The organism is Sphingomonas sp. AP4-R1 (assembly GCF_013113735.1).
In the GTDB taxonomy this organism is placed as follows: domain Bacteria; phylum Pseudomonadota; class Alphaproteobacteria; order Sphingomonadales; family Sphingomonadaceae; genus Sphingomonas_I.
The window spans coordinates 3,710,757-3,731,489 of the sequence record NZ_CP053346.1 but is presented as its reverse complement, the minus strand read 5'-3'; the positions used below and the strand labels follow the sequence as shown (position 1 = coordinate 3,731,489).

At 63.9% G+C, this 20,733-nt stretch carries 11 protein-coding genes; 9 read left to right on the top strand and 2 right to left on the bottom strand.

The window, feature by feature from the left end:
* Positions 1-227 precede the first annotated feature (227 nt).
* The gene (locus HL653_RS17035; RefSeq protein WP_171745576.1) at positions 228-512 is read left to right on the top strand and encodes a DUF3175 domain-containing protein; all 285 of its coding nucleotides are present in this window, start codon (positions 228-230) and stop codon (positions 510-512) included.
* Positions 513-610: 98 nt separating this feature from the next.
* On the top strand, positions 611-1,486 hold the full coding sequence (locus HL653_RS17030) for an SDR family oxidoreductase (protein ID WP_171745575.1): 876 nt from the start codon (positions 611-613) through the stop codon (positions 1,484-1,486).
* A 556-nt stretch (positions 1,487-2,042) separates the two neighbouring features.
* Here HL653_RS17030 and HL653_RS17025 read toward each other — a convergent pair.
* Positions 2,043-2,945, bottom strand: a complete 903-nt coding sequence (locus tag HL653_RS17025) for an alpha/beta fold hydrolase (RefSeq protein ID WP_171745574.1) — start codon at positions 2,943-2,945, stop codon at positions 2,043-2,045.
* Positions 2,942-4,069 (bottom strand): epoxide hydrolase family protein, encoded by a 1,128-nt coding sequence (locus HL653_RS17020; protein ID WP_171745573.1) that lies wholly within the window; start codon positions 4,067-4,069, stop codon positions 2,942-2,944. The genes HL653_RS17025 and HL653_RS17020 overlap by 4 nt, the downstream gene beginning before the upstream one ends.
* 312 nt (positions 4,070-4,381) lie before the next feature.
* On the opposite strand from HL653_RS17020, the gene treA reads away from it, so the two are divergent.
* The 7 genes from treA to HL653_RS16985 all read left to right on the top strand — a co-directional run bounded on the left by treA (position 4,382) and on the right by HL653_RS16985 (position 20,715).
* Positions 4,382-6,091 carry an alpha,alpha-trehalase TreA gene (treA, locus tag HL653_RS17015; RefSeq protein WP_253716986.1) on the top strand — a complete coding sequence of 570 codons (1,710 nt, stop codon included), beginning with the start codon at positions 4,382-4,384 and terminating at the stop codon, positions 6,089-6,091.
* Positions 6,092-6,476: 385 nt separating this feature from the next.
* Positions 6,477-7,808, top strand: coding sequence for a M24 family metallopeptidase (locus HL653_RS17010; RefSeq protein ID WP_171745572.1), 1,332 nt, complete (start codon positions 6,477-6,479; stop codon positions 7,806-7,808).
* Positions 7,809-8,024: 216 nt separating this feature from the next.
* Complete coding sequence (locus tag HL653_RS17005; RefSeq protein WP_171745571.1) at positions 8,025-9,653, top strand: alpha-D-glucose phosphate-specific phosphoglucomutase; 1,629 nt, start codon at positions 8,025-8,027, stop codon at positions 9,651-9,653.
* Between the two features lie 258 nt (positions 9,654-9,911).
* A complete protein-coding gene (locus HL653_RS17000) occupies positions 9,912-11,987 on the top strand; it encodes an acetylxylan esterase (protein WP_171745570.1) in 2,076 nt (691 codons plus the stop codon).
* A 7-nt stretch (positions 11,988-11,994) separates the two neighbouring features.
* Positions 11,995-13,398, top strand: a complete 1,404-nt coding sequence (locus HL653_RS16995) for a glycoside hydrolase family 28 protein (protein WP_171745569.1) — start codon at positions 11,995-11,997, stop codon at positions 13,396-13,398.
* A 479-nt stretch (positions 13,399-13,877) separates the two neighbouring features.
* On the top strand, positions 13,878-16,826 hold the full coding sequence (locus HL653_RS16990; RefSeq protein WP_171745568.1) for a TonB-dependent receptor: 2,949 nt from the start codon (positions 13,878-13,880) through the stop codon (positions 16,824-16,826).
* 52 nt (positions 16,827-16,878) lie between these two features.
* Positions 16,879-20,715, top strand: coding sequence for a LamG domain-containing protein (locus tag HL653_RS16985; RefSeq protein WP_171745567.1), 3,837 nt, complete (start codon positions 16,879-16,881; stop codon positions 20,713-20,715).
* Positions 20,716-20,733: the final 18 nt, after the last annotated feature.

The window sequence follows — 20,733 nt, the reverse complement described above, 5'->3', positions numbered from 1 at the left end:
GCCCAGTCGAGATTCATCCGACGTCGCCCCAGGTCGCGCGATCGCCACCGAGGCTGCAACATTAGATCCACGTGATCGTTCTGAATTCATTCGGTTTCGTGACGGAAACGAACGGAACATCCGTGACAGTCGGGCGCTGGGTCGCGGTGGCTAACCGATCCGCCGACCTGCCCAGCCCGCTGCCTCGAACGCTATCATGCCCACCTGTTGAAAAAGGAGGATCTGAGATGCCCGATCGCAAATGGTCCCAAGAGGTCACCGATCATTCTGACGCGCTCGATCTGGAACGAGACGTGTTCACGAATGACGATCCGCACGAGATCGCACTGTCGCTGAAGCGATCCGCAGAACGCAGCAAGCGGCGCAAGGGAACCCCACTGCAATCGGCGATGGGCATGCTCACTTTCTACATCAACCGCGCCGGCGACAGTCTGTCGAAGACGGAACAGCACAAGCTGGAGCGCGCGAAGAACGAGTTACGCCGCGTGTTCGGCAGGGAGCAGGTGGCGTGAGCGGGCCGGAGGCAACGACCCGTCGCGCCGTCCTGCAGGGAGCTGCCATTGCTGGTGTCGGCCTCGCCGCCCCGGCCTTTGCGCAAGGAACACATCCGATGGCCGATCCGACGACGCGTTATCCAACCAAACCCTTCTCCGAGCAGAAACAGCCCTGGCCGGCGCTCCAACGCGACATGAAGCCAGTGCCGGACTGCGGCGAGAGGAGCTATCGCGGATCGGGCCGACTGGCCGGGCGCAAGGCGCTCGTCACTGGCGGCGATTCCGGGATCGGACGTGCGGCTGTCATTGCGTTCGCGCGCGAGGGCGCCGCGATCGCGATCAACTATTATCCCACCGAAGAACCGGATGCGCAGGATGTGGCCAGGCTACTGCGGGCAGAGGGGCACAAGATCGAACTGATCCCGGGCGACCTGACCGATGCCGCGTTCTGCGGCGAGCTTGTCGCGAAGGCCGACACGGCGCTGGGCGGACTTGATCTTGTCGTCAACAATGCCGCCTACCAGCAGTCGAAGGCCTCGATCGCCGAGATCAGTGCAGAGCAGTTCGATCGCACGATGAAGACCAACGTGTATGCGATGTTCCACATCTCGAAGGCCGCCATTCCTCGGATGAAGGCGGGGAGCTGCTTCATCAACACAGCGTCGGTGAACTCGGTCGATCCCGGCGAGGAACTGCTGGATTACGCAACGACCAAGGGCGCGATCCTGATCTTCACGAAAGGCCTTGCCAAGCAGCTCGGCTCCAAGGGCATCCGTGTGAATGCGGTGGCACCGGGTCCGGTCTGGACGCCGCTGCAGGTCGCGGGCGGCCAGCTACCCGGCAAGCTCGGCGAGTTCGGCCAGGATACCCCGCTCGGCCGTGCCGGCCAGCCTGCCGAACTCGCATCTCTTTATGTCGCACTGGCAGAAAGTGGCACGAGCTTCACGACCGGCAGCGTATTCGGCGCGAATGGCGGGACCGGCGTGATCTGACCTCGGAAGAGTTTGTCAGCGCCGCGGCGCTCAGAGCGGATCATTCAGGAGACGAGCAATGATGCAACGAGAGAAAAACGGCGAACGAACCGACGAGGCGAACGTGTCGGATCAGTCGCCGGTCCCGCCGAAAACGACAGGCGGCGAGGATGAGAGCAGCACGGAAAAGGATGGTGACGACAGCCATCTTCACGAGGATCAGAAATCGCGAACGCTGTGAAGGTCCGCGTCGCCGCCGACACGAAGGAAGTGCGGCGGCGACCGTGCGGCGCATCGCACGTTCAAACTCAACGCGTGATCAGATCGCGTTCCGTGTCGGCTTCGGCGATCTCGAACGAATAGGCGGATGGGCCTGTACGCCCATGAACGTGCTCAGCGGGCTTTGCGCCAGCAGGGGCGCGGCAAGTGGTCAGGCGGCGGCTGTCGGGTGGTGGGTCTTCAGGCGGGGGGTCCTTATATCGAGAAAGGGTGCGGGTCCGGTTTTGGCGACCCGGCTGAGAGCCGGGCGACCGAATTTCTGCGACACGAAGGCTGTCGGCTTCCTGAAATAAAACGGCTAACAGCTGAACGACTTGCCGCCCGAGAGCGCTCTTACGCGCAGGAGCGCATTGGCGAATGCCTGAGGAGCCTCTTGTGGCAGAGCGTGACCGCAATCCACCGTCCGGTGTTCGTGGGGGCCCACGAACATCGTGGACTGTTCGGCCGTCCCGCCAGGTTTGAGCGGATCGCGCATGCCGTCGAGCGTGACGGCAGGAATGACAATAGCTGGCCGCCCGGCGAGCCTATCCTCGACTTCCTGCAGCGATGGATCGCCTTCTATGGTGGCGAGCATCCAGCGATAGCAGTGGATGACGACATCGACGAAATCGGGGTTGTCGAACGCCTTGGCAGACCGTTCGAAGGCGGTGTCGTCAAAACTCCATGACGGCGACCATTCGCGCCAGAGCAAGGCAGCGATCCCACGTCTGTCAGCCGCCAGACCGGCGCGTCCACGTTCCGTCTGGAAGAGGTGTTGATACCAGCATATGCGCTCAAGACCGGGATCGATGGGCGCACGCTGGCCAGCCACGTCGATGACGTCGTAGCCGGCATAGGAAACGAGTCCGGAAAAGCGTTCAGGCCAGAGCGCGGCGGCTACACAGGATGCGTTGCCGCCCCAGTCGAACCCGCCCAGGATCGGGCGATCGAGCGCGAGCGCATCTGTCAGTTGGAGGATATCGAGGCCCCTTGCGGCCTGCTGTCCGCTTCGCGGCACGTCGCCGGACAGGAAGCATGTCGGGCCGAAGCCGCGGCAATAAGGACGGATGACGCGGGCGCCAGCATCTATCAGGGTCGGCACGACCTGCCCGAAGGCATGCACGTCATAGGGAAAGCCATGCGAAAGGATGACAGGCCATCCGTCTGCCGGTCCATCCTCCAGATAGGCGATCCGCAGCGATCTGGTATTCGCGAACCTCACGTCACGGTCGTGATGAATGCCCGAAGATCCGCAAGCATGAGCTCCGGTTCCTCGAAGGCTGCGAAATGGCCGCCCGCAGGCATCACGGTATAATGGACGACATTGTAGGTCTGTTCGGCGAACGAGAGCGGCGTCGGGAGGAACACGGGATCGGGAAAGGCTGCTATCCCCATTGGCACGGTGACTCGCGTACCGGCCGGGAAGACGCTGGATTTCTCCAGCCGCTTGCCGCGATAGATCCATGTCGCGGTCACCTCGGACGACGGGCCGACGTAGAGCATGATGTTGGTCAGGAGTTGCTCTTCGGTGAAGCGCGCCCAGAGGTCCGGGCTGCCGTCGGCACGCTGTGGGAGATCCGCCCACATGCCAAATTTTTCCAGAATCCAGCCCGCAGCGCCCACAGGACTGTCCGCCATCGCCACGCCCAGCGTCTGCGGTCGCGTTTCCTGCTCATGGTTGTAACCCGTCTCCCGTTCGACGATCACGTCACGGCGCGATAGGAGGTCGATATGGTCCGGCGTCGAAGGCTCGGCGTCCTCTGCGAAGATGCTGACCATGTTGCTGTGGAAGCCGAGCAGCGCATCGGGGAACATGTGCGCCATCCAACTCGCGATATGGGCTCCCCAGTCGCCGCCTTGCACGATGAAGCGCGCATCGCCAAACAACTGGCCCATCAGCGAATGCATGATCTGCCCAGCCCTGCGAGGTCCGATGATACCCGTGATCGGTCTGGAGAATGCAAAGCCGGGCAATGACGGCACGACCACGTCGTGCCCGTCTTCCGTCAACGGTCCGATCAGGGCTTCGAACTCGATGAAGGAACCGGGCCAGCCGTGAAGCAGCAGCAGCGGCGGCTTCGATCCGTCTCCGCGGGCATGGATGAAGTGGATGCGCTCGCCCTCCACATCAGTCAGGTAATGCGGCAGCGCGTTCAAGCGGCTCTCTATCGCCCGCCAGTCGAAACGCTCGGCCCAATAGTCCGCTAGTCGCCTCAGATCGGCCTTGCCGACGCCTGCCTGCCACCCGCCGACGTCGGGCAGACGGCTCCAGTCGTAGGTGCGGACCCTGTCCCGGATTTCCACAAGGCGTGTTTCGGGCACAGATATCTGGAACCGCTCCGCCATCCCGTTCTCTTTCCTCGTTGATCAGCCGCCGCTCCGGCCCCTGGCCTTAACGACCCACCCAGACGATCGGTTCGCTATCGGAGACGCGCATGCGCACCAAAGCTGGTGCGGATCTTTCAGCCAGGCTCTTGGAGAGAGCTTTGACATCGCCTCGCTCAGCGCCTGCGGATATGGGTTTAGGAGTGCTCACCGGAACGCAGCCTCAAATGTTGTCCCGGGATATTGTCAGAGATTGACGGCGGGTGACGGACAGCGGTTTCGACCGCCAAGGCCCGAAGCGGACATCCACCGCCGTCGTTCGGCCGCCGCCACATGACGCTCGTTCCGGCCATCGGTTCGTCGGTGAGCGCAGCTCATGTCCAAGCGCATGAATGCTCTGACGAAGGCATATCAGCTTGTCGCCGGCTTTTTCGAGCGGCATCGGGGAATGACACTGCCGAAGCCGAGAAAAAGGGTAACGACATGAGGATGCATCGCTCTTTGCTCGCAGCGCTCGCTGCCGCGTCGGCACTCGTCGTTCCGATTGCAGCACAGCAGCCGTCGCCGCAGGATCTCTACGGGCCGTTGTTCGTCGCTGTACAAACCGGGCGCATCTTTCCGGACGGCAAGACATTTGTGGATGCGGAGCCCAAGCGCGCGCCCGACGCGATTTTGGCCGACTATCGACGTTCGCCCCCACCGTCGGCCGACGCACTGCGGGCCTTCGTGCTCGCCAATTTTTCCGTGCCAGGCATAAACGACCGAAGCCCGGCTGACCTGCGTCGTCACATCCGAGCGCTGTGGCCGAGCCTCGTGCGGCAACCCGACGTGATCCCGGTCGGAAGCTCCGCGCTGCCGATGAGCGCGCCTTATGTGATCCCTGGCGGGCGCTTCCGTGAAATCTATTACTGGGACAGCTATTTCACGATGCTGGGTCTCGCCGTCGATGGGCAGCAGTCGCTCGTGGAATCGATGCTCGCCGATTTTACGGACGCGATCGAACGCTACGGCCACATTCCCAACGGCATGCGGACCTATTATCTCGGTCGCGCACAGCCTCCCTTCTATGCGGCGATGCTGGACCTTTCAAAAATTGATGACCCGGTGCTCGCTGCCCGGCGCTTGGCCGCTCTGAAGCGCGAACATGCCTATTGGATGAAAGGTGCGGCCTGTCTCGATGCGAGCGGGGTCTGCGACCGCGTCGTCCGCATGCCCGATGGAAGCCTGTTGAACCGCTATTGGGATGATCGCCCCCTGCCCCGTGAGGAATCTTATGCTGAGGATCTTGCGACCGCCGCAGCAGATGCATCCAGAGCCCCTGAAACGCTTTATCGTGACCTACGCGCAGGCGCTGAGAGCGGTTGGGATTTCAGCAGCCGCTGGTTGACCGATCCGCAAAATCTTTCCTCCATCCGGACCACGGACATTGTCCCTGTGGACCTGAACAGTCTTATGCTCCTCATGGAAAACGCGATCGCCCGGCGGAGCGCTGCTGCCGGGGACATGGCTGACGCGGCCCGTTTCACGAAGCTCGCCGAGATGCGGCACAAGGCGATTGATCGCTATCTTTGGGTCAAAACCGAGGGCCGCTTCGCCGACTGGGACCGCAATGCGGGCAAGCCAACCTCCCGCGTCTCCGCCGCGACCCTATACCCGCTCTTCGTGGGAGCAGCCTCGGCCATCCAAGCCGAGGCGGTGAGCGCTACGGTGCGTAGGATATTGCTCGCACCTGGTGGCCTTCGCACCACGCCACTGCACACTGGGCAGCAATGGGATGCCCCCAACGGATGGGCTCCCCTGCAGTGGATCGCCATCGACGGGCTCGAAAGATCAGGCCAGGCCTCGTTGGCACATGATATCGCCCGGAGGTGGATCGGGACCGTCGCGATCACCTATGGCAATACCGGCAAGATGTTGGAGAAATACAATATCGAAGAGCAAACGCCGGGCGGCGGCGGCGAATATCCCACACAGGACGGATTTGGATGGACCAACGGCGTAACAAGCGCACTCCTCGATCGATATCCAGCCTTGTTGCACTGAATTCATGGACGCCGGGGCCCGATCTTTTCCCGCCGTGTCAGCGTGCTCGAGAATAATATTGGGCCCGTCGGGAGTGGCTGGAATGCACAAGGGCATCAGCCGATCGATGTCCACACCACGTCCAGCGACCAGGAACCTCCTGTTTGGCCTGAACGCACCACAACCCATTCTCTCGGCGACCGCACGGCCGGCGGCGGCGGCAGGGCTGCCGTCAGTACGGCCAGCCCCGTCACCGGCGATTTGATGCTCAGGTCGCCAGGCGCCTTCTGCATCCGACGGCGCTGATTGAGCCACCTGTGGTCAGCGAGACGGTCGAGATCTCACGAATACCGCCGCAGCGATGTCGGCATGTTGCAGCCGATCACAGTAACTGCGACGGTGACGCATGCCGGACTGGTCTCGCTATCTCCTCGCCTGCCTCCTTGCGCTCCCCCAGCCGGCCGCGGCGCAGGGCATGGCGCGCGCGGCCTACCCGCCGGTCCTCGGCATGCGGGAACGCGCGGTGGTCGAAAACCGCATTCTGAAGGCACGGCTCGACACTGTGGTGCCAGCTATCATGCGCGAGCGCGGCATCGATATGTGGGTGCTGGTCGCACGCGAGAATTTCGAGGACCCGGTCGTCCGGACGATGCTCGACGCCGAAAGCCTTGCGGCGCGCCGTCGCACGATCCTGATTTTCCACGATCGCGGGCCAGGCCGCGGCGTCGAGCGATTGACTGTCAGCCGCTACGGTCTGGGCGGCCTCTTCGTCCCCGTCTGGGATCCCGCCCGCCAGCCCGACCAGTGGGCTCGTTTGGCCGAGATCATCCGCGAACGCGCCCCGCGCAGGATCGCAATCAACTCGTCCCGTCTCTCCGCTTATGCCGACGGTACGACCCTTTCGGCCTGGGAAGAACTCACCGAGGCGCTGGGACCGGAGCTTTCGAAGACGCTCGTTCGCGACGAGGTGCTGCCAATCCGCTGGCTGGAGACACGCACACCGGAGGAGATGGCGCTCTATCCGACGATCGAGCAACTGGCTCATGCGATCATCAGCGAGGCGCTGTCGTCAGCGGTGATCACGCCGGGCAAGACGACCACGGACGACGTCGTCTGGTGGATGCGTCAGAAAATAACCGACCTCGGATTGCAGACGTGGTTCCATCCTTCCGTCGCCATCAGCCGCCGGGGCAATGCCGCGCCACTGGCGGGCGATAGCGTGATCCGGAAGGGCGATCTCCTTTGGACGGACTTCGGCATCACCTATCTTCGGCTCAACACCGACACGCAGGAGAACGCCTATGTGCTCAACGATGGTGAAACCGAGGCACCCGTGGGGCTGCGCACGGGGCTGAATGCCAGCAACCGTGTCCAGGATGCGGTCACCACAAGCTTCCAAACGGGCGCGACAGGCAACGACGTATTGGCAGCGGCCAGAGCAAGGGCGACCGCCGACGGCCTGCGCCCAACCATCTACTCGCATCCGATCGGCTATCACGGCCACGGCGCGGGACCGTCCATCGGCTTCTGGGACAATCAATCCGCAGACCCGCGCGGAGCAATGCCCATCCACCCAAACACGGCCTGGTCGATCGAGCTGAGCGCGACACGGAAGGTGCCCGAATGGGACGGCCAGGAGATCGCCTTCAAGACGGAGGAAAACGCCGTCTTCGACGGCAACCGCGTGCACTATATCGACGGCCGCCAAGTCGATTTCTATCTCATCGGGAAACAGTAACCGCGCTCCCGGGGCCGCGAAATGCGCTGAAAAGAAGATCCAAGAGCAGACGGTCGACGGAGCCTGGCCACGGCTCGCGCAACCGAAGCTGCCGGTTTTCGCCGTTCACGCATCGCTCCATGAGGTGCTTTGAAACGGTTCGAAGCAGCGGCTGAATTGCTCGCTCCATCTCTGGGGCGACTTTACCTGTCATCCCGGTCTGCCACTATGGTGCTCATGACCCTCACCATTGCCACCACCCCCTTTGCAGACCAGAAGCCCGGCACCTCCGGCCTGCGCAAGAAGGTACGGATCTTCCAGCAACCGAATTATACCGAGAACTTCGTGCAGTCGGTGTTCGACGTGCTCGATGGCTTTGCCGGGCAGACGTTGGTGCTAGGCGGCGACGGACGCTACCTCAATCGGGAGGTGATCCAGATCACGATCCGGATGGCGGCGGCCAACGGCTTCGGTCGGGTGCTGGTCGGGCTCGGCGGCATCCTCTCGACGCCGGCGGCCAGTCACGTGATCCGCAAATATCAGGCGTTCGGCGGCCTGATCCTCTCTGCCAGCCACAATCCAGGCGGGCCGGACGAGGATTTCGGCATCAAATATAATATCGCCAATGGCGGCCCGGCGCCCGAGAAGATCACCGACGCCATCTATGCCCGATCAACGCAGATCGACCGCTATCACATCGTCGAGGCGCCCGACGTCGATCTCGACCGGCTTGGCGAAACGCAGGTGGCCGACATGGTCGTCGAGGTCATCGACCCGGTCGCCGATTATGCGGAGCTGATGGAAGACCTGTTCGATTTCGACGCGATCCGCGCGCTGATCGCAGGCGGCTTCCGGCTCAGCTTCGATGCGATGCACGCCGTCACCGGACCCTATGCGCACGAAATCCTGGAGCGACGCCTTGGCGCACCAGGCGGCACGGTGGTGAACGGCGCGCCGTTGCCCGATTTCGGCGGCCATCATCCCGATCCCAACATGGTCCACGCCCATGAGCTGTTCGCGCGGATGTTCGGCGCGGACGCGCCCGATTTCGGTGCCGCCTCCGATGGGGACGGCGATCGCAACCTGATCCTCGGCCGTGCGATCTTCGTGACTCCCTCGGATTCGCTCGCCGCGCTCGCCGCCAATGCCCATCTTGCCCCCGCCTATGCGCGGGGCCTGAAGGGCATCGCCCGCTCGATGCCGACGAGCGGTGCCGCCGATCAGGTCGCCCATGCTCTGGGCCTACCGCTCCATGAAACGCCGACCGGCTGGAAATTCTTTGGCAACCTGTTGGATGCCGGCATGGCCACCATCTGTGGTGAGGAGAGCGCTGGCACCGGCTCCGATCACGTCCGCGAGAAGGACGGACTGTGGGCTGTGCTGCTGTGGCTCAATATCCTCGCTGTCCGCCGCGAAAGCGTCGCTGCGATCATGGCCGATCATTGGGCGCGTTTCGGCCGGAATTATTATGCGCGGCACGATTATGAGGGACTCGACAGCGCCGCTGCAGAGACGCTGATGGCGGAGCTGCGCGTCGCGATGTCCGCCCTTCCCGGTCGCGTCGCCAGCGGGCTGGCAGTCGAGTCCGCAGATGAGTTCGAATATTCGGATCCGGTCGACGGCTCGCTCAGCCGGGGCCAGGGCCTACGGCTCCGGTTCGAGGGCGGGGCCCGGATCGTGTTTCGCCTGTCCGGAACGGGAACAAGCGGTGCTACCCTGCGCGTCTATCTCGAGCGCTATGAGAGGACGGATGGCATTCTCGATGCCGACACCGCAGAGGCGCTTGGCGCTCTGGTCGCGGCGGCGGACGAACTGGCAGGCATCACCCGCCATACTGGCCGCGCGGCGCCCACCGTCATCACCTGATCAGATAGCGCCATATGCTCGGCTGATCGGGTCCGGATGAATCATCAGATTTGCCGGAGCGCCGCGCTGCTTGCCGGTTGAATCTACCGCCCACGCGGCTTGCTCACTATCGATCCCACTTGGCGAACCATCGGGCGCGCGACCGGGCTTGCCGGCCGCGAATGACACCGGTAGCACCTTCTCTGTCAGAACCGGCACGCAGAGTCCGGTCGATAGGCGGACACCCGTCGGGAGAGATTTGTGCCAAAGCAGTTCCCGATGCGGACGATCGCAGGCACCGCGCTGGCAGCCTTTCTCGCTCTTCCGACCGAAGCGCAGCCTGCCGCTCGGGACAGGCTCATTACCTATCTGACAGCATTGGCCCAAGAGCGCACGACCGAACGTGCAGCGACGATGGCTGCCATAACCTCGCCCGAACAAGCACGGGCCCGTCAAACCGATGTGCGGACGACGCTCGCCGAACTGATCCGCCCCGAGCCGGTCGGCGGCCCTGTTCGCGCCCGGATCACGCACAGCGAGCGCCGTGATGGCTATACCGTCCAGGCCGTTTGGTATGAGAGTCTGCCCGGCTACCGCGTCACCGCCGACCTGTACCGCCCCAACGGCAACGGGCCATTCCCCGCAATTCTGATCCAACCCGGCCATGGTCTGGATGGCAAGGTGGGAGATCATGATCTCGCGGTGAACCTTGCCCGCGCGGGCTTTATGGTTCTGTCGATCGACATCGTCGGCGAGGGGGAACGCATCCAGTTCTATGATCCTGCGATCGGCGCGTCAAAGGTCGGCCGTCCGACCGGCGAGCACTCGATGGCCTTTGCCCAGGCCTTGCCGACCGGCGGCCATGTCTCGCGCTTTTTCCTAGCCGATGCGATGCGCGGCATCGACTATCTCTCCGCCCGTCGGGATGTGGACAAGGGCCGGATCGGTGCCTTCGGCTGTTCGGGCGGCGGCACTGCGACCGCCTATGTCGCGGCCCTGGATCCGCGGATCCAGGCGGCGGCGATCGCCTGTTACGTCAATGACATGACGCATTTGCTGGCGCGGGGCGGCCCTGGCGTACAAGATGCCGAGCAGTCGATACCTTTCTTTCTTGAGCGCGGGCTCGACCTGCCCGACTGGATCGAGGCGATCGCGCCGCGGCCACTCGCGATCGTGTCCACCACGGAGGACATGTTCCCGATCGCAGGCGCTCGCGCCGCGTTCGCCGAGGCGCGCCATTTCTACGCGGCCATGGATGCGGCGGACCACATCGCGATGATTGAGGGGCCGGGCCGTCACGGCGCATTGCGGCCCGTCTCCGCGCGGATCGTCGCCTTCTTCACCCGCTGGCTGAAGAACGATCCCGCCGAGCGCGCATTTGTGGAGGAGCCGATCGGCGACCCGACGACGCTGCTCGTCTATCCCGCCGTGACGCCCGGTACCGCGGCCGGCGGCCGTCCGCTTGCCGAGCTGATCGCCGCCGAAGCGCCCCGTCCCGTCGCCATCGCTGGCGAAACCGAAACCGTACGGCTGACCCGGCTGCGCAGTGCGATCCGTGACGTCGCCCGCACGACGGTCACAGCGGCCGCGCCGCCGCCGGAGATGGTGCTGGGAGAGGCAACGCAGCGGGAAGGCTATACCCTCGCGGCGATCCATTTCGATGCTGGAAGAGGTCTTCGTGTCGACGGATGGTATGCGCGCACCGATCGAGCGGGGCCACGACCGACGGTGCTGCTGCTCTCCGCAGCACCGCTGGCGACCATCGCGGCGGCCGGCGGAGGCATCGATGTCTGGGCGCGTGCCGGCTGGAACGTGCTGGCGATCGAAGCCCGCGGCACCGGTGGCAGCGAAGAACAGAAATCACCCCTGACCGGCGACTGGACCTTGCTCTCACTGCGCGCGCTCCTGGTCGGCAAGACGCCGGTTGGCATGCGCGCCGACGATGCCCTGGCCGCGCTCAACTGGCTGGCGACGCGGCCCGAAGTCGATCGCACGGCGCTCAGCGTGCAAGGTACTGGCGCGCTGGGCCCGGTGGCATTGCATGTCGGCGTGCTGGACGATCGCGTCGCCCGGGTGATCGCCGAGCGCAGCCAGGTGCGCTACCGCGACATCGCCGAACACCCGATCAGCCGCGACGCTGCCGAGATCAATCTGCCTGGCGTCCTTGCCCGTTATGACCTGCCGGACCTGATGGCTGTGCTCGGCAATCGGCTGACGCTGGTCAACCCGATCAACGTCGTGGGTGAACCGCTGAAGAGCGGCGACTGGCGGGCAATCGTTCCGGCCGACGTCCACGTCATCCTGCGAGCCGATCGCGACCCGTCCCCACCGCCCGCTTCATCACCCGTCCGATAGGAAGCCGATGCCCATCGATCGCCGCGCTGTGCTCGCCGCGCCCGCTCTGCTCGCAGCGGGCGCAGCCCTCGCCGAAACACGACGCCCTCCGGGTCGTCCCGCGATGCCTGCCCTGTTTCCTGCCCCCACGACCGGCGTTCGCCTCGATCCACGCGACTTCGGCGCAAAGGTCGATGGCACCACCAAGGATACAGTCGCGATCCAGCGGGCGCTGGACCGCTGCGCGGTGCTCGGCGGCGGCGAAGTCGTTCTTGCTGGCGGGACCTTCCTCACCGGCGCGATCCGGGTCGGCTCGCACACGACATTGCGGGTCGAGGACGGCGCCGTCCTGCAAGGCTCCCCGGATGTAGCCGACTATCCGGTGGTGCAGGTTCGCTGGGAGGGACGCTGGGTGCCCGGCCATACGGCATTGGTCTGGGCCCAGGAGGCGCGCAACATATGCCTCACCGGCAAAGGCCGCATCCAGGGATCCCCGGCCATTCCCGGTCGCGTCGCTCCATCGGGCCTGCGCCATCCGGCCTTGCTCGAGTTCATCTCGGTGAGCGGCCTTGTCGTGAGCGATCTCGCCACGCAGCAAAATGACATGTGGTCAATTCACCCGGTCTATTGCGAGGATGTCCAGTTCCGCAATTTGACCGTACACGGCGGCGCGGACGGGATCGACGTCGATTCATGCCGCCGCGTTGTGATCGACCATTGCGATTTCGACACAGCCGATGACTGCATCTCTTTGAAATCCGGCCGCGGTCTCGAAGGCAATATGATCGCGCGACCCACCGAGGACGTGTCGATTACCGACTGCACCTTCCGGGACCGGCGCTGGGCCTGTATCGGCATCGGGAGCGAGACCTCGGCCGGCGTCCGGCGCGTGCTGGTCGAACGGTGCCATTTTCTCGCCGCCTACACGTTCGCAATCTATATCAAGAGCAGACCCGGGCGCGGCGCCTTCATCGAGGACATCGCGGTTCGCGACATCGACGTGGCCGGCACCCGAGACGGCTTTCTGCGCCTCAATTTTCTCGACAGCGGGAAGCAGGATCCGTTCCCCGTGCCCGGCGTCGAAGGCATTCCCACCGTCCGCAATCTTGCGTTCGAGCGGATACGCGTCACGGACGTACCGGTCCTTGTCGAGGGAACCCACATCCACCCCGACAAGCCGCTCGATGGCTTCGTCCTGCGCGACGTACACGGCACCGCTGGTCAAGGTATTCGGCTCGCCAATATCCGGGGGGCGATATTGGGGGGCATCGACGTGGCGATCGCCACGGGCCCGCGGCTTGCTATCGTGAATGTCACCGGCCGCGGCCTCGGGGACGCAACCGCACTGCCCGCACCGCCCGCGCCTGCCCCGGTCCCGGTCCCGGCGTCAGTCCAACCCTATCGGCTGGGCGTGACTTCCCCGCTGAACTGAAGCGATGCATTTTTGCCGCATGATTTCCACATTGTATCACATCGTTCCAAATTTCTTGCACGGGCAAGATGACACCGGTAGCACCGTCGCCAAGCAGAGATCGTGCTCGCGTCTAAAAAGATGAGCCGGGTCTGTAGACTGGGAGAGCGATGGCCATGGGGCTTTATCGACAGCGCGGGCCATGCCGCCAGACGATCAGTGTCACACAGCACGGCTCGGCAACGACAGGCCGTTCAAAGCGACGCAGTTTGGCAGCGCCGGACATGACGCCCTTGTCAGACCGGTGAACGAGTCCGGACTCTTGGTCGAAACGTCAACTCATCCATAAGAAATCGACTGCCGGGCGACGCATCCGCCCAACACGACCCATGCTCCCGCGCCGACGAAGCGCGATCGATCTCGACAACATGTGCCGTGTCCCGGCCTTCCACCAGATCCAAACGAACCAACATGCCAGAAAACATGAACAGGAGGGGTTTATGCGTTCGATCATTGTCAAATTGGCACTGTGCTGCTCGACCGGCATCGCCAGCATCGCCGCGGCACAGACCGCGCCACCGGCCGCACCGACATCGGCTGGCGGTGGGACGAGCAACCCGACGGGAGCGACGCTGAGCGGCGGACAGACCGCCGATAATGTTGCCGATATCGTGGTGACGGGTTTCCGCGCCAGCCTCGCCTCCGCCATCAACGCCAAGAGAGAGTCGCTTGGTGCGATCGACGTTATCAAGGCGGAGGATATCGCCAAATTCCCGGATAATAATCTCGCAGAATCGATCCAGCGCGTTCCCGGTGTCTCGATCGGCCGCGACGCCGGCGAAGGCCGCAACATCACCGTGCGCGGCCTTGGCGCCCAGTTCACCCGCATCCGCATCAATGGCATGGAGGCCTTGAGCACGACAACGTCCACAGACAGTTCGGGCGGCGCCAACCGTGGTCGCGGCTTCGACTTCAATGTCTTCGCGTCCGAACTGTTCAGTGCCATTACGGTTCGCAAAACCCAGTCGGCCGAAGTCGACGAGGGGTCACTCGGAGCAACGGTCGATCTTCAGACCGCGCACCCGCTGGATTATAAGAAGACGACCGTCGCCGCCTCCGCGCAGGGCAATTACAACGATCTGCGCGGTGCCGTCGATCCGCGTCTCGCCGGACTGTTCACCACCAAATTGTTCAACGATACGGTCGGCATCCTTGTTTCAGGTGCTTATTCGCGCAGCCGCAAATATGAGGATGGCGCGGGTTCGGTCGGCTTCGACACCACCGCGACGAACGGCGGCTATTGCTCGCCCGTGGGCTATGCGACCGCCAATCCGCCGCTGTCCGCCTCGACCGGGACGACCGCGACGGCTTGCTCCACCGGCGTGCCGCGCCCGGCCAATACGCCGGAAAATGTTGCCGCGTACAACACGGTCACGGCTGGGAACGGCAATAATGTCCATGCTCCGCGCCTGCCCCGCTATGGACGCCTGACCCACGACCAAAAACGCCTGGGCCTGACCGGCTCGATCCAGTGGCAGCCGACCAGTCACACGCTGATCACCTTCGATGCACTTTACTCCAACTATCATGCGACGCGGGAAGAGAATTTCATCGAGGCCTTCTCGTTCAGCCGCGCCCTGTCCAATAACGGCAAGCCACAGACGGCGGTTCGCCAGGCCGAAGTCAACGGCGCGGGCGATCTCGTCTACGGCGTGTTCGACAATGTCGATATCCGCTCGGAGACGCGCTACACGGACTTCACGACCAAGTTCCAACAGTACACGCTGAGCGGCAAACAGGATATCGCCAGCTGGTGGACCGTAAATGGTTCGGTCGGCTATTCGAAGTCGGTCCTGAACGTGCCCGTCGACACGACGCTGACGGTCGATCGGCCCAACAGCCAGAATTACAGCTGGGATTACCGTGCCGACAGCCGTCATCCGATCCTGGATTACGGGTTCGACGTGACGAACCCTGCCAATTTCGGGTTTATCAACGGCACGTCGGAGGTCCGCCTCAGCACCAACCGCACATCGAACACGTTCAAGACCGCTACGCTTTCAAGCGACATGAAGCTGGTTGAGGGCCTCCACCTGAAGGTCGGAGGGTCCTACAAGAAGTTCTCGTTCGACAGCTTCGGGACCAGTCGCGCCGTCAACACGCTGATCGTACCCGCTTTGCCCGCAGGCAAGACGGTGGCCGATCTGACGCGAGTCCTGACCGGCTTTGGTAAAGGCTATGACGTCCCCTCGCCGACGCCCACTTCCTGGGTCACACCGGACGTGAACAAATTCATCCAGGTGTTCGACATCTTCTCGAATACGGGCACGTTCGCGCAGAACAGCGTCGACAATGCCAGCGCGCGCGGCAACATCCGCGCCGTTACCGAAAAGGACAAGGCTGCTTACGGTCAGGTCGAGTTCGACGGAGACAAGCTGATCAACTTCCCGCTGCGCGGCGACATCGGCGTCCGCTATGTCGAAACCAACCAGTCCTCGAACGGCTATCAGCTAGTGGGAACCGCACCGGTCCTCGTCGATGCGGATCGCAAATATCATAACTGGCTGCCATCCCTGAATCTGGCCTATTCGCCGATCAATTCGCTGATCTTCCGTCTCGGCGCCTCCAAGGTGATCGCGCGGCCGGATCTGGGCAATCTGACGCCCGGTGGTTCGATCACGGTCACCGGCGCCCGCAGCGTGACGGTCGGCAATACCGAGCTCGATCCGATTAAGGCCAAGACGCTGGATCTTGCGGTCGAATGGTATCCGACCCGGGATTCACTGTTGTCCGTCGCCTATTTCTACAAGAAGATCAGCACCTACATTCAAACCCTGCAGCAGGATCTGCCGTTCAACCAACTGGGCCTCGATCCGGCACTGCTGAACAATTCGACCACCGTGGTGACAGACATCTTCACCTCGCGCCGGCCGTTCAACACGCCGGGCGGCCCACTCAAGGGTTTCGAGATCAACGGCCAGACGGCCTTGCCGCTGAACTTTCTGCCCGACTGGCTCAACCATTTCGGCGTGCTCGCCAACTACACGCACGTGACATCGAAGATCACCTATATCCTGACCAGCGCCGGCGGCGTGCCCGTCACGACGACGACAGCCGCACTCGTCGGCCTGTCGAAGAATGCCGCTAACGCCACCGTCTATTTCGACGACGGCAAATTCTCGATCCGCGGCTCGATCGCTTATCGCGGCGGGTTCCTGGTCAGCGTGCCCGGCGGCAACACCGGCAACGACGTGAACGGGCAGAGCAAGATCACCACGATCGACGCGAATGCCAGTTATCAGGTCAACAAGTGGCTGAAGCTGACCGTTCAGGGCCTGAACCTCACCGATGCGGCGGTAGATCAATATCAGGATTCCAGCCGCAACAGTCCCTTCATCAACACGCATACCGGTCGCCAATTCTATTTCGGCGCCGGCGTGAAATTCTGATCCGGCCGGGGAGACCGCGCGCCTCCCCGGCCTCCCTCACCGTGAGGATTGCATGAGCATTGTCGTTCGCCGCCTGGCCCTGATCGCATCGACCTGCCTCGCGGCGGCGGCCACCGCTCAGACCGCGCGCCCTGACGGTCTTCTTTTCTCGCTCTCCGGCGACCACGGCCTCGTCGCCGAACATGCTGGTGGCAGGGCGGCGCCGATTTTCGCAGAGGGAGCGAAGACCGTTCCCGACGGATGGCAAGGCGCCGCTCTGTCGCTCGCAGACGATCTGACCCTCGCCTGGCCCGCTCCGGGCAATGTCTTTGCCCAACGCGGCACCCTTTCCTTCTTTTTCCGCCCGCGCACGCCGCTGGGCACGACGCCCTTCCCCGTCTTCCGCATTGGTGCCAGCGACGGGACGAGCTGGGACATGGCCTGGGCCCGGATCGACTGGAACGGCCACGGCTTCGACGCCTTCGTCACCGACACCGGCCTTGCCCGCACCCGCGTTTCAGCCAAGCTGACGGCCATCCCTTCGCCCAAGACCTGGGTCCATGTCGCCTTTGCGTGGGACGAAACTACCGGCGTGAAGCTGTGGCTCGACGGCAAGCTGGTCGCTCATGCCGAGCGTAAGGCCGTCTATGACGGCGGCTTGTTCGCATTCGGCCCGTTCCAGCGCATCATCTCGCCGCATCAGGTGCAGAGCCAGTATAATTACCGGCGGTCGGGCGATATCGACGAGATCCGCATCCACGATCATATGCTCGACGATGCGCAGGTCGCATCGCTTGCCACAGCGCAGGAAGTCGCGGTGTCCGGTGCCGTCACCCGCTCTACGGTCGATGCCGCGACCCGCGACGAGTGGTGGCTGCGCTACGGGTGGAACCTGACCGCGCCCGCTTATCTCGCCGATCCGGTCACGCGGATCCGCCGCGTCGAATTCACCGACACGCGCGACGAGAAGGAACGGATGTTCCGAGGGGCGGACGGTATCCGCGAAACGACCTGGCCAGGCGTCTACAACCGGTCCCGCCTACCCGGCCGCCATGATTATTTCGAACTGCCTGACTGGAACGTCTATGCGACCGGCGGTAAAAGTTACCGGCTGACCCTGCCGGACGAGCCTTGGAACCGGATCGAGATCAACGGCCCGGCCTCTGGCACGCTGAGCAATGGGGGCGACTTACTGTTCCGACGCCCGGCCGGGCAGGAGCGCACGTCAAATCCACTGCCGCGACAGCGACGGGGCGGAATGCTCCGCTTCGACAATGTCGCGCAGGAAACTCCGATCGAAGAGATCGGCGCCTATTGGGTGACGCCGGGCGCCGTTCCGGACGATCCGTTCATCCTCGATTATGTGGTCGATGCCAGCGCTGATCCCGCGGCTTACCCCGCCCTCGATACACTCCGGGCGGGTATCGCCGGCCGCTATCCCGCGGACGAACGGACGGTCGCCGTTGCCCTGCCGACCGGAGCTCCGCGCACGCGTATCGCATCTGCCAATGAGACGGCGCTGCCGCTGGTCCATCTCCTCATACCCGGCGATTTCCGCGACGCGCACGACGGCGGCACCGCCGGCCGCTTCGCCTATGGCGCCGAGAATATGGACGTCGGCCTCGACGGCATCGCCCTCCAACTGCCAGCACTCGCCATAAAGCCGACGCATGCCGGCCTCCTGCCACTCAACATCCGCGTCAAGGATCCGACCTGGCCAGACCGCGACCTGATCGACATCAACGTGTCCGTGAAGCCCGGGGAAGCGCGCACGGTGTGGCTCGATACGCGCGATCGCATCCTGCCACCGAATGCGTCTTTGCGGATCGACGTCGCGGCGGCTGGCGGCGACTTTGATGCGGCCAGTCTCAACGGGATGCGCGTGCGCGCGCTCTACAAGCCGACTGCGGCCGCAAAGGTCGAGCATATCGCCGACCGCTTCGAACAGGCCCGCGACAATTTGGCTTTTCTCGTCGAAGAGCAGCCGAATACGCGCGCTTATCCGGTCTGGGATCGGTTCGAACGCGACATATCCGACGTGCTGCGCGTCGCCCCCGGCAATGCCATCGCGCGCTCATACTGGGTCGAGAAGAATCCCAACCAGCCTTACGCTCCGTTTGTCCAGCCGGCGCCACCGTCCGGCATCCCTCTCTGGGCATTCCGGCAAAGCGAAGATCTGAAGCTCTATCGGAAGTTCGTCGACTGGTGGATCGACAACCGCCAGATCGCCGACGGTGAATTCGGCGGTGGCCTCTCCGACGATACCGATCTCGTCAACCAGTGGGTGCCGCTGGCGCTGATGGGCGTGGAGCCCAAGCGCCTCGCCGCCTCCCAGCGCCGCGTGCTGGACGCCACCTACGCGAACGGCATGTGGTCGAACGGGCTCAGCCGCATCCGCGCCGACGAACTGCACAGTTATGAAGAAGGGATCAACTCGGTCGCCCAGTCGGTGCAGATCAGCCGGGGTGACCCAACCGCGTTGGAGCGTGCGATGGAAGTCGGGCGCAACTATCCGCGCCTGATCGCCGTGAATCCGGCCGGGCACCACCACATCGTGTCCAGTTACTATAGCGGCACCGATACCGTGCGCGAAGGCGTCTGGGGCTGGCAGCATCCCTACAGCCTGCTCATCACTCATCCCGGCCTGCTGCTTGCCGACTATAACGGCGCACCGGCAGTCAAGGCGGCACTCCTGCCGGTGCTGGACGACTGGCTGGCACATGGCACAAAAAAGCAAGACGGCAGCTGGAGCTTCCCGGCCGACATCGAATGGGCGACCGACATCGCTCGTGGCAAGGGTGTGGTGAGCGCCGCGAATGTCTTCTGGGCAGCCTATGGGTGGACCGGTGACGCGAAATATCTCCGCCCGATCGATGCCGATCGTATCCAGAAGAATCTCGCCGGCCTTTCCCGCCTCAATGCCGACCTACTCGCCCGCCTGCCTGAAGGGCCGCCGCTGGCGCGCGCGATCGCAGACGGCTCGGCAAAACCCGCTGGCGCCGACAACGACCGCAATCTGGGCGGCAGCACCGACGCCGATTTCGCTCGCTTCGTTCGCTGGCAGCAGACCGGCGACAAAGCGATCCTGGCCGATCTGTTCGGGTCCGAGATCGAGTTCGACAGCCAGCGCATGCATTTGCTGACCGAGGGCCATCTGTGGTCGGACCGGGTCAGCGTGCCGAACGAGATGCTCCAGCGGACCCGCCTCGGCGGCGTCGCCCATCGCCGCAACGCTTATTATCCCGGCAACCTCGTCCGCTGGCGGTTCGGGCAGGACGTCGCCGCAGAGGATGTCGCCATCCTCATTCCATCGGGCGATCCTCACCAGTTCAAGGTGATCGCCTACAATCTCACCGATCGGCCGGTCTCGGCGACGATGATCGGCGATCAGCTCGTGGCCGGCGACTGGACGATGACAACCGGCACCGATGTCGATGGCGACGATAACGCCGAAGCTCCAACGGCTCCGACCTCGATCCGACTGGAAGAAGGCGCCGCGATCCCGCTTACGCTGCCTTCCCGCCAAACGATGGTGTTAGACTTCCGGCTGGCCAAGGTCGGCGAGGAACCGCGCACTCGCCCCGACATCGGCCTTTCGGGCGATGATCTGGTCCTGTCCGGCAACCGGCTGACGGCGACGGTTCACAGCCTCGGCGCGAAGCCAACGCCGGCCGGGACCGCGACGCTGACCGGCGACGACGGTGCGGTGATCGCCACCGCCCGCTTCCCCGCCCTCGCAGCACCGGACGACCTGATCCCCAAGGTCGCCCGCATCAGCTTCGCCGTGCCGCGCGCCGCGTCACACGGGCGGTTGACGGTATCACTGGCGCTCGATGGCACGCCGACCCAGACTTCGAGCGACAATGATCGGGCCACGCTTGGCCAGACGATCGCCAAAGGCATGCCCTGATGTCGCGGAGTAACCAGC

Coding starts and splice junctions, on each gene's coding strand:
- HL653_RS16995 (WP_171745569.1), top strand. CDS start 11,995: ATGCCCATCGATCGCCGCGCTGTGCTCGCCGCGCCCGCTCTGCTCGCA.
- HL653_RS17010 (WP_171745572.1), top strand. CDS start 6,477: ATGCCGGACTGGTCTCGCTATCTCCTCGCCTGCCTCCTTGCGCTCCCC.
- HL653_RS17000 (WP_171745570.1), top strand. CDS start 9,912: ATGCGGACGATCGCAGGCACCGCGCTGGCAGCCTTTCTCGCTCTTCCG.
- HL653_RS17030 (WP_171745575.1), top strand. CDS start 611: ATGGCCGATCCGACGACGCGTTATCCAACCAAACCCTTCTCCGAGCAG.
- treA (WP_253716986.1), top strand. CDS start 4,382: ATGACGCTCGTTCCGGCCATCGGTTCGTCGGTGAGCGCAGCTCATGTC.
- HL653_RS16990 (WP_171745568.1), top strand. CDS start 13,878: ATGCGTTCGATCATTGTCAAATTGGCACTGTGCTGCTCGACCGGCATC.
- HL653_RS17005 (WP_171745571.1), top strand. CDS start 8,025: ATGACCCTCACCATTGCCACCACCCCCTTTGCAGACCAGAAGCCCGGC.
- HL653_RS16985 (WP_171745567.1), top strand. CDS start 16,879: ATGAGCATTGTCGTTCGCCGCCTGGCCCTGATCGCATCGACCTGCCTC.
- HL653_RS17020 (WP_171745573.1), bottom strand. CDS start 4,069: ATGGCGGAGCGGTTCCAGATATCTGTGCCCGAAACACGCCTTGTGGAA.
- HL653_RS17035 (WP_171745576.1), top strand. CDS start 228: ATGCCCGATCGCAAATGGTCCCAAGAGGTCACCGATCATTCTGACGCG.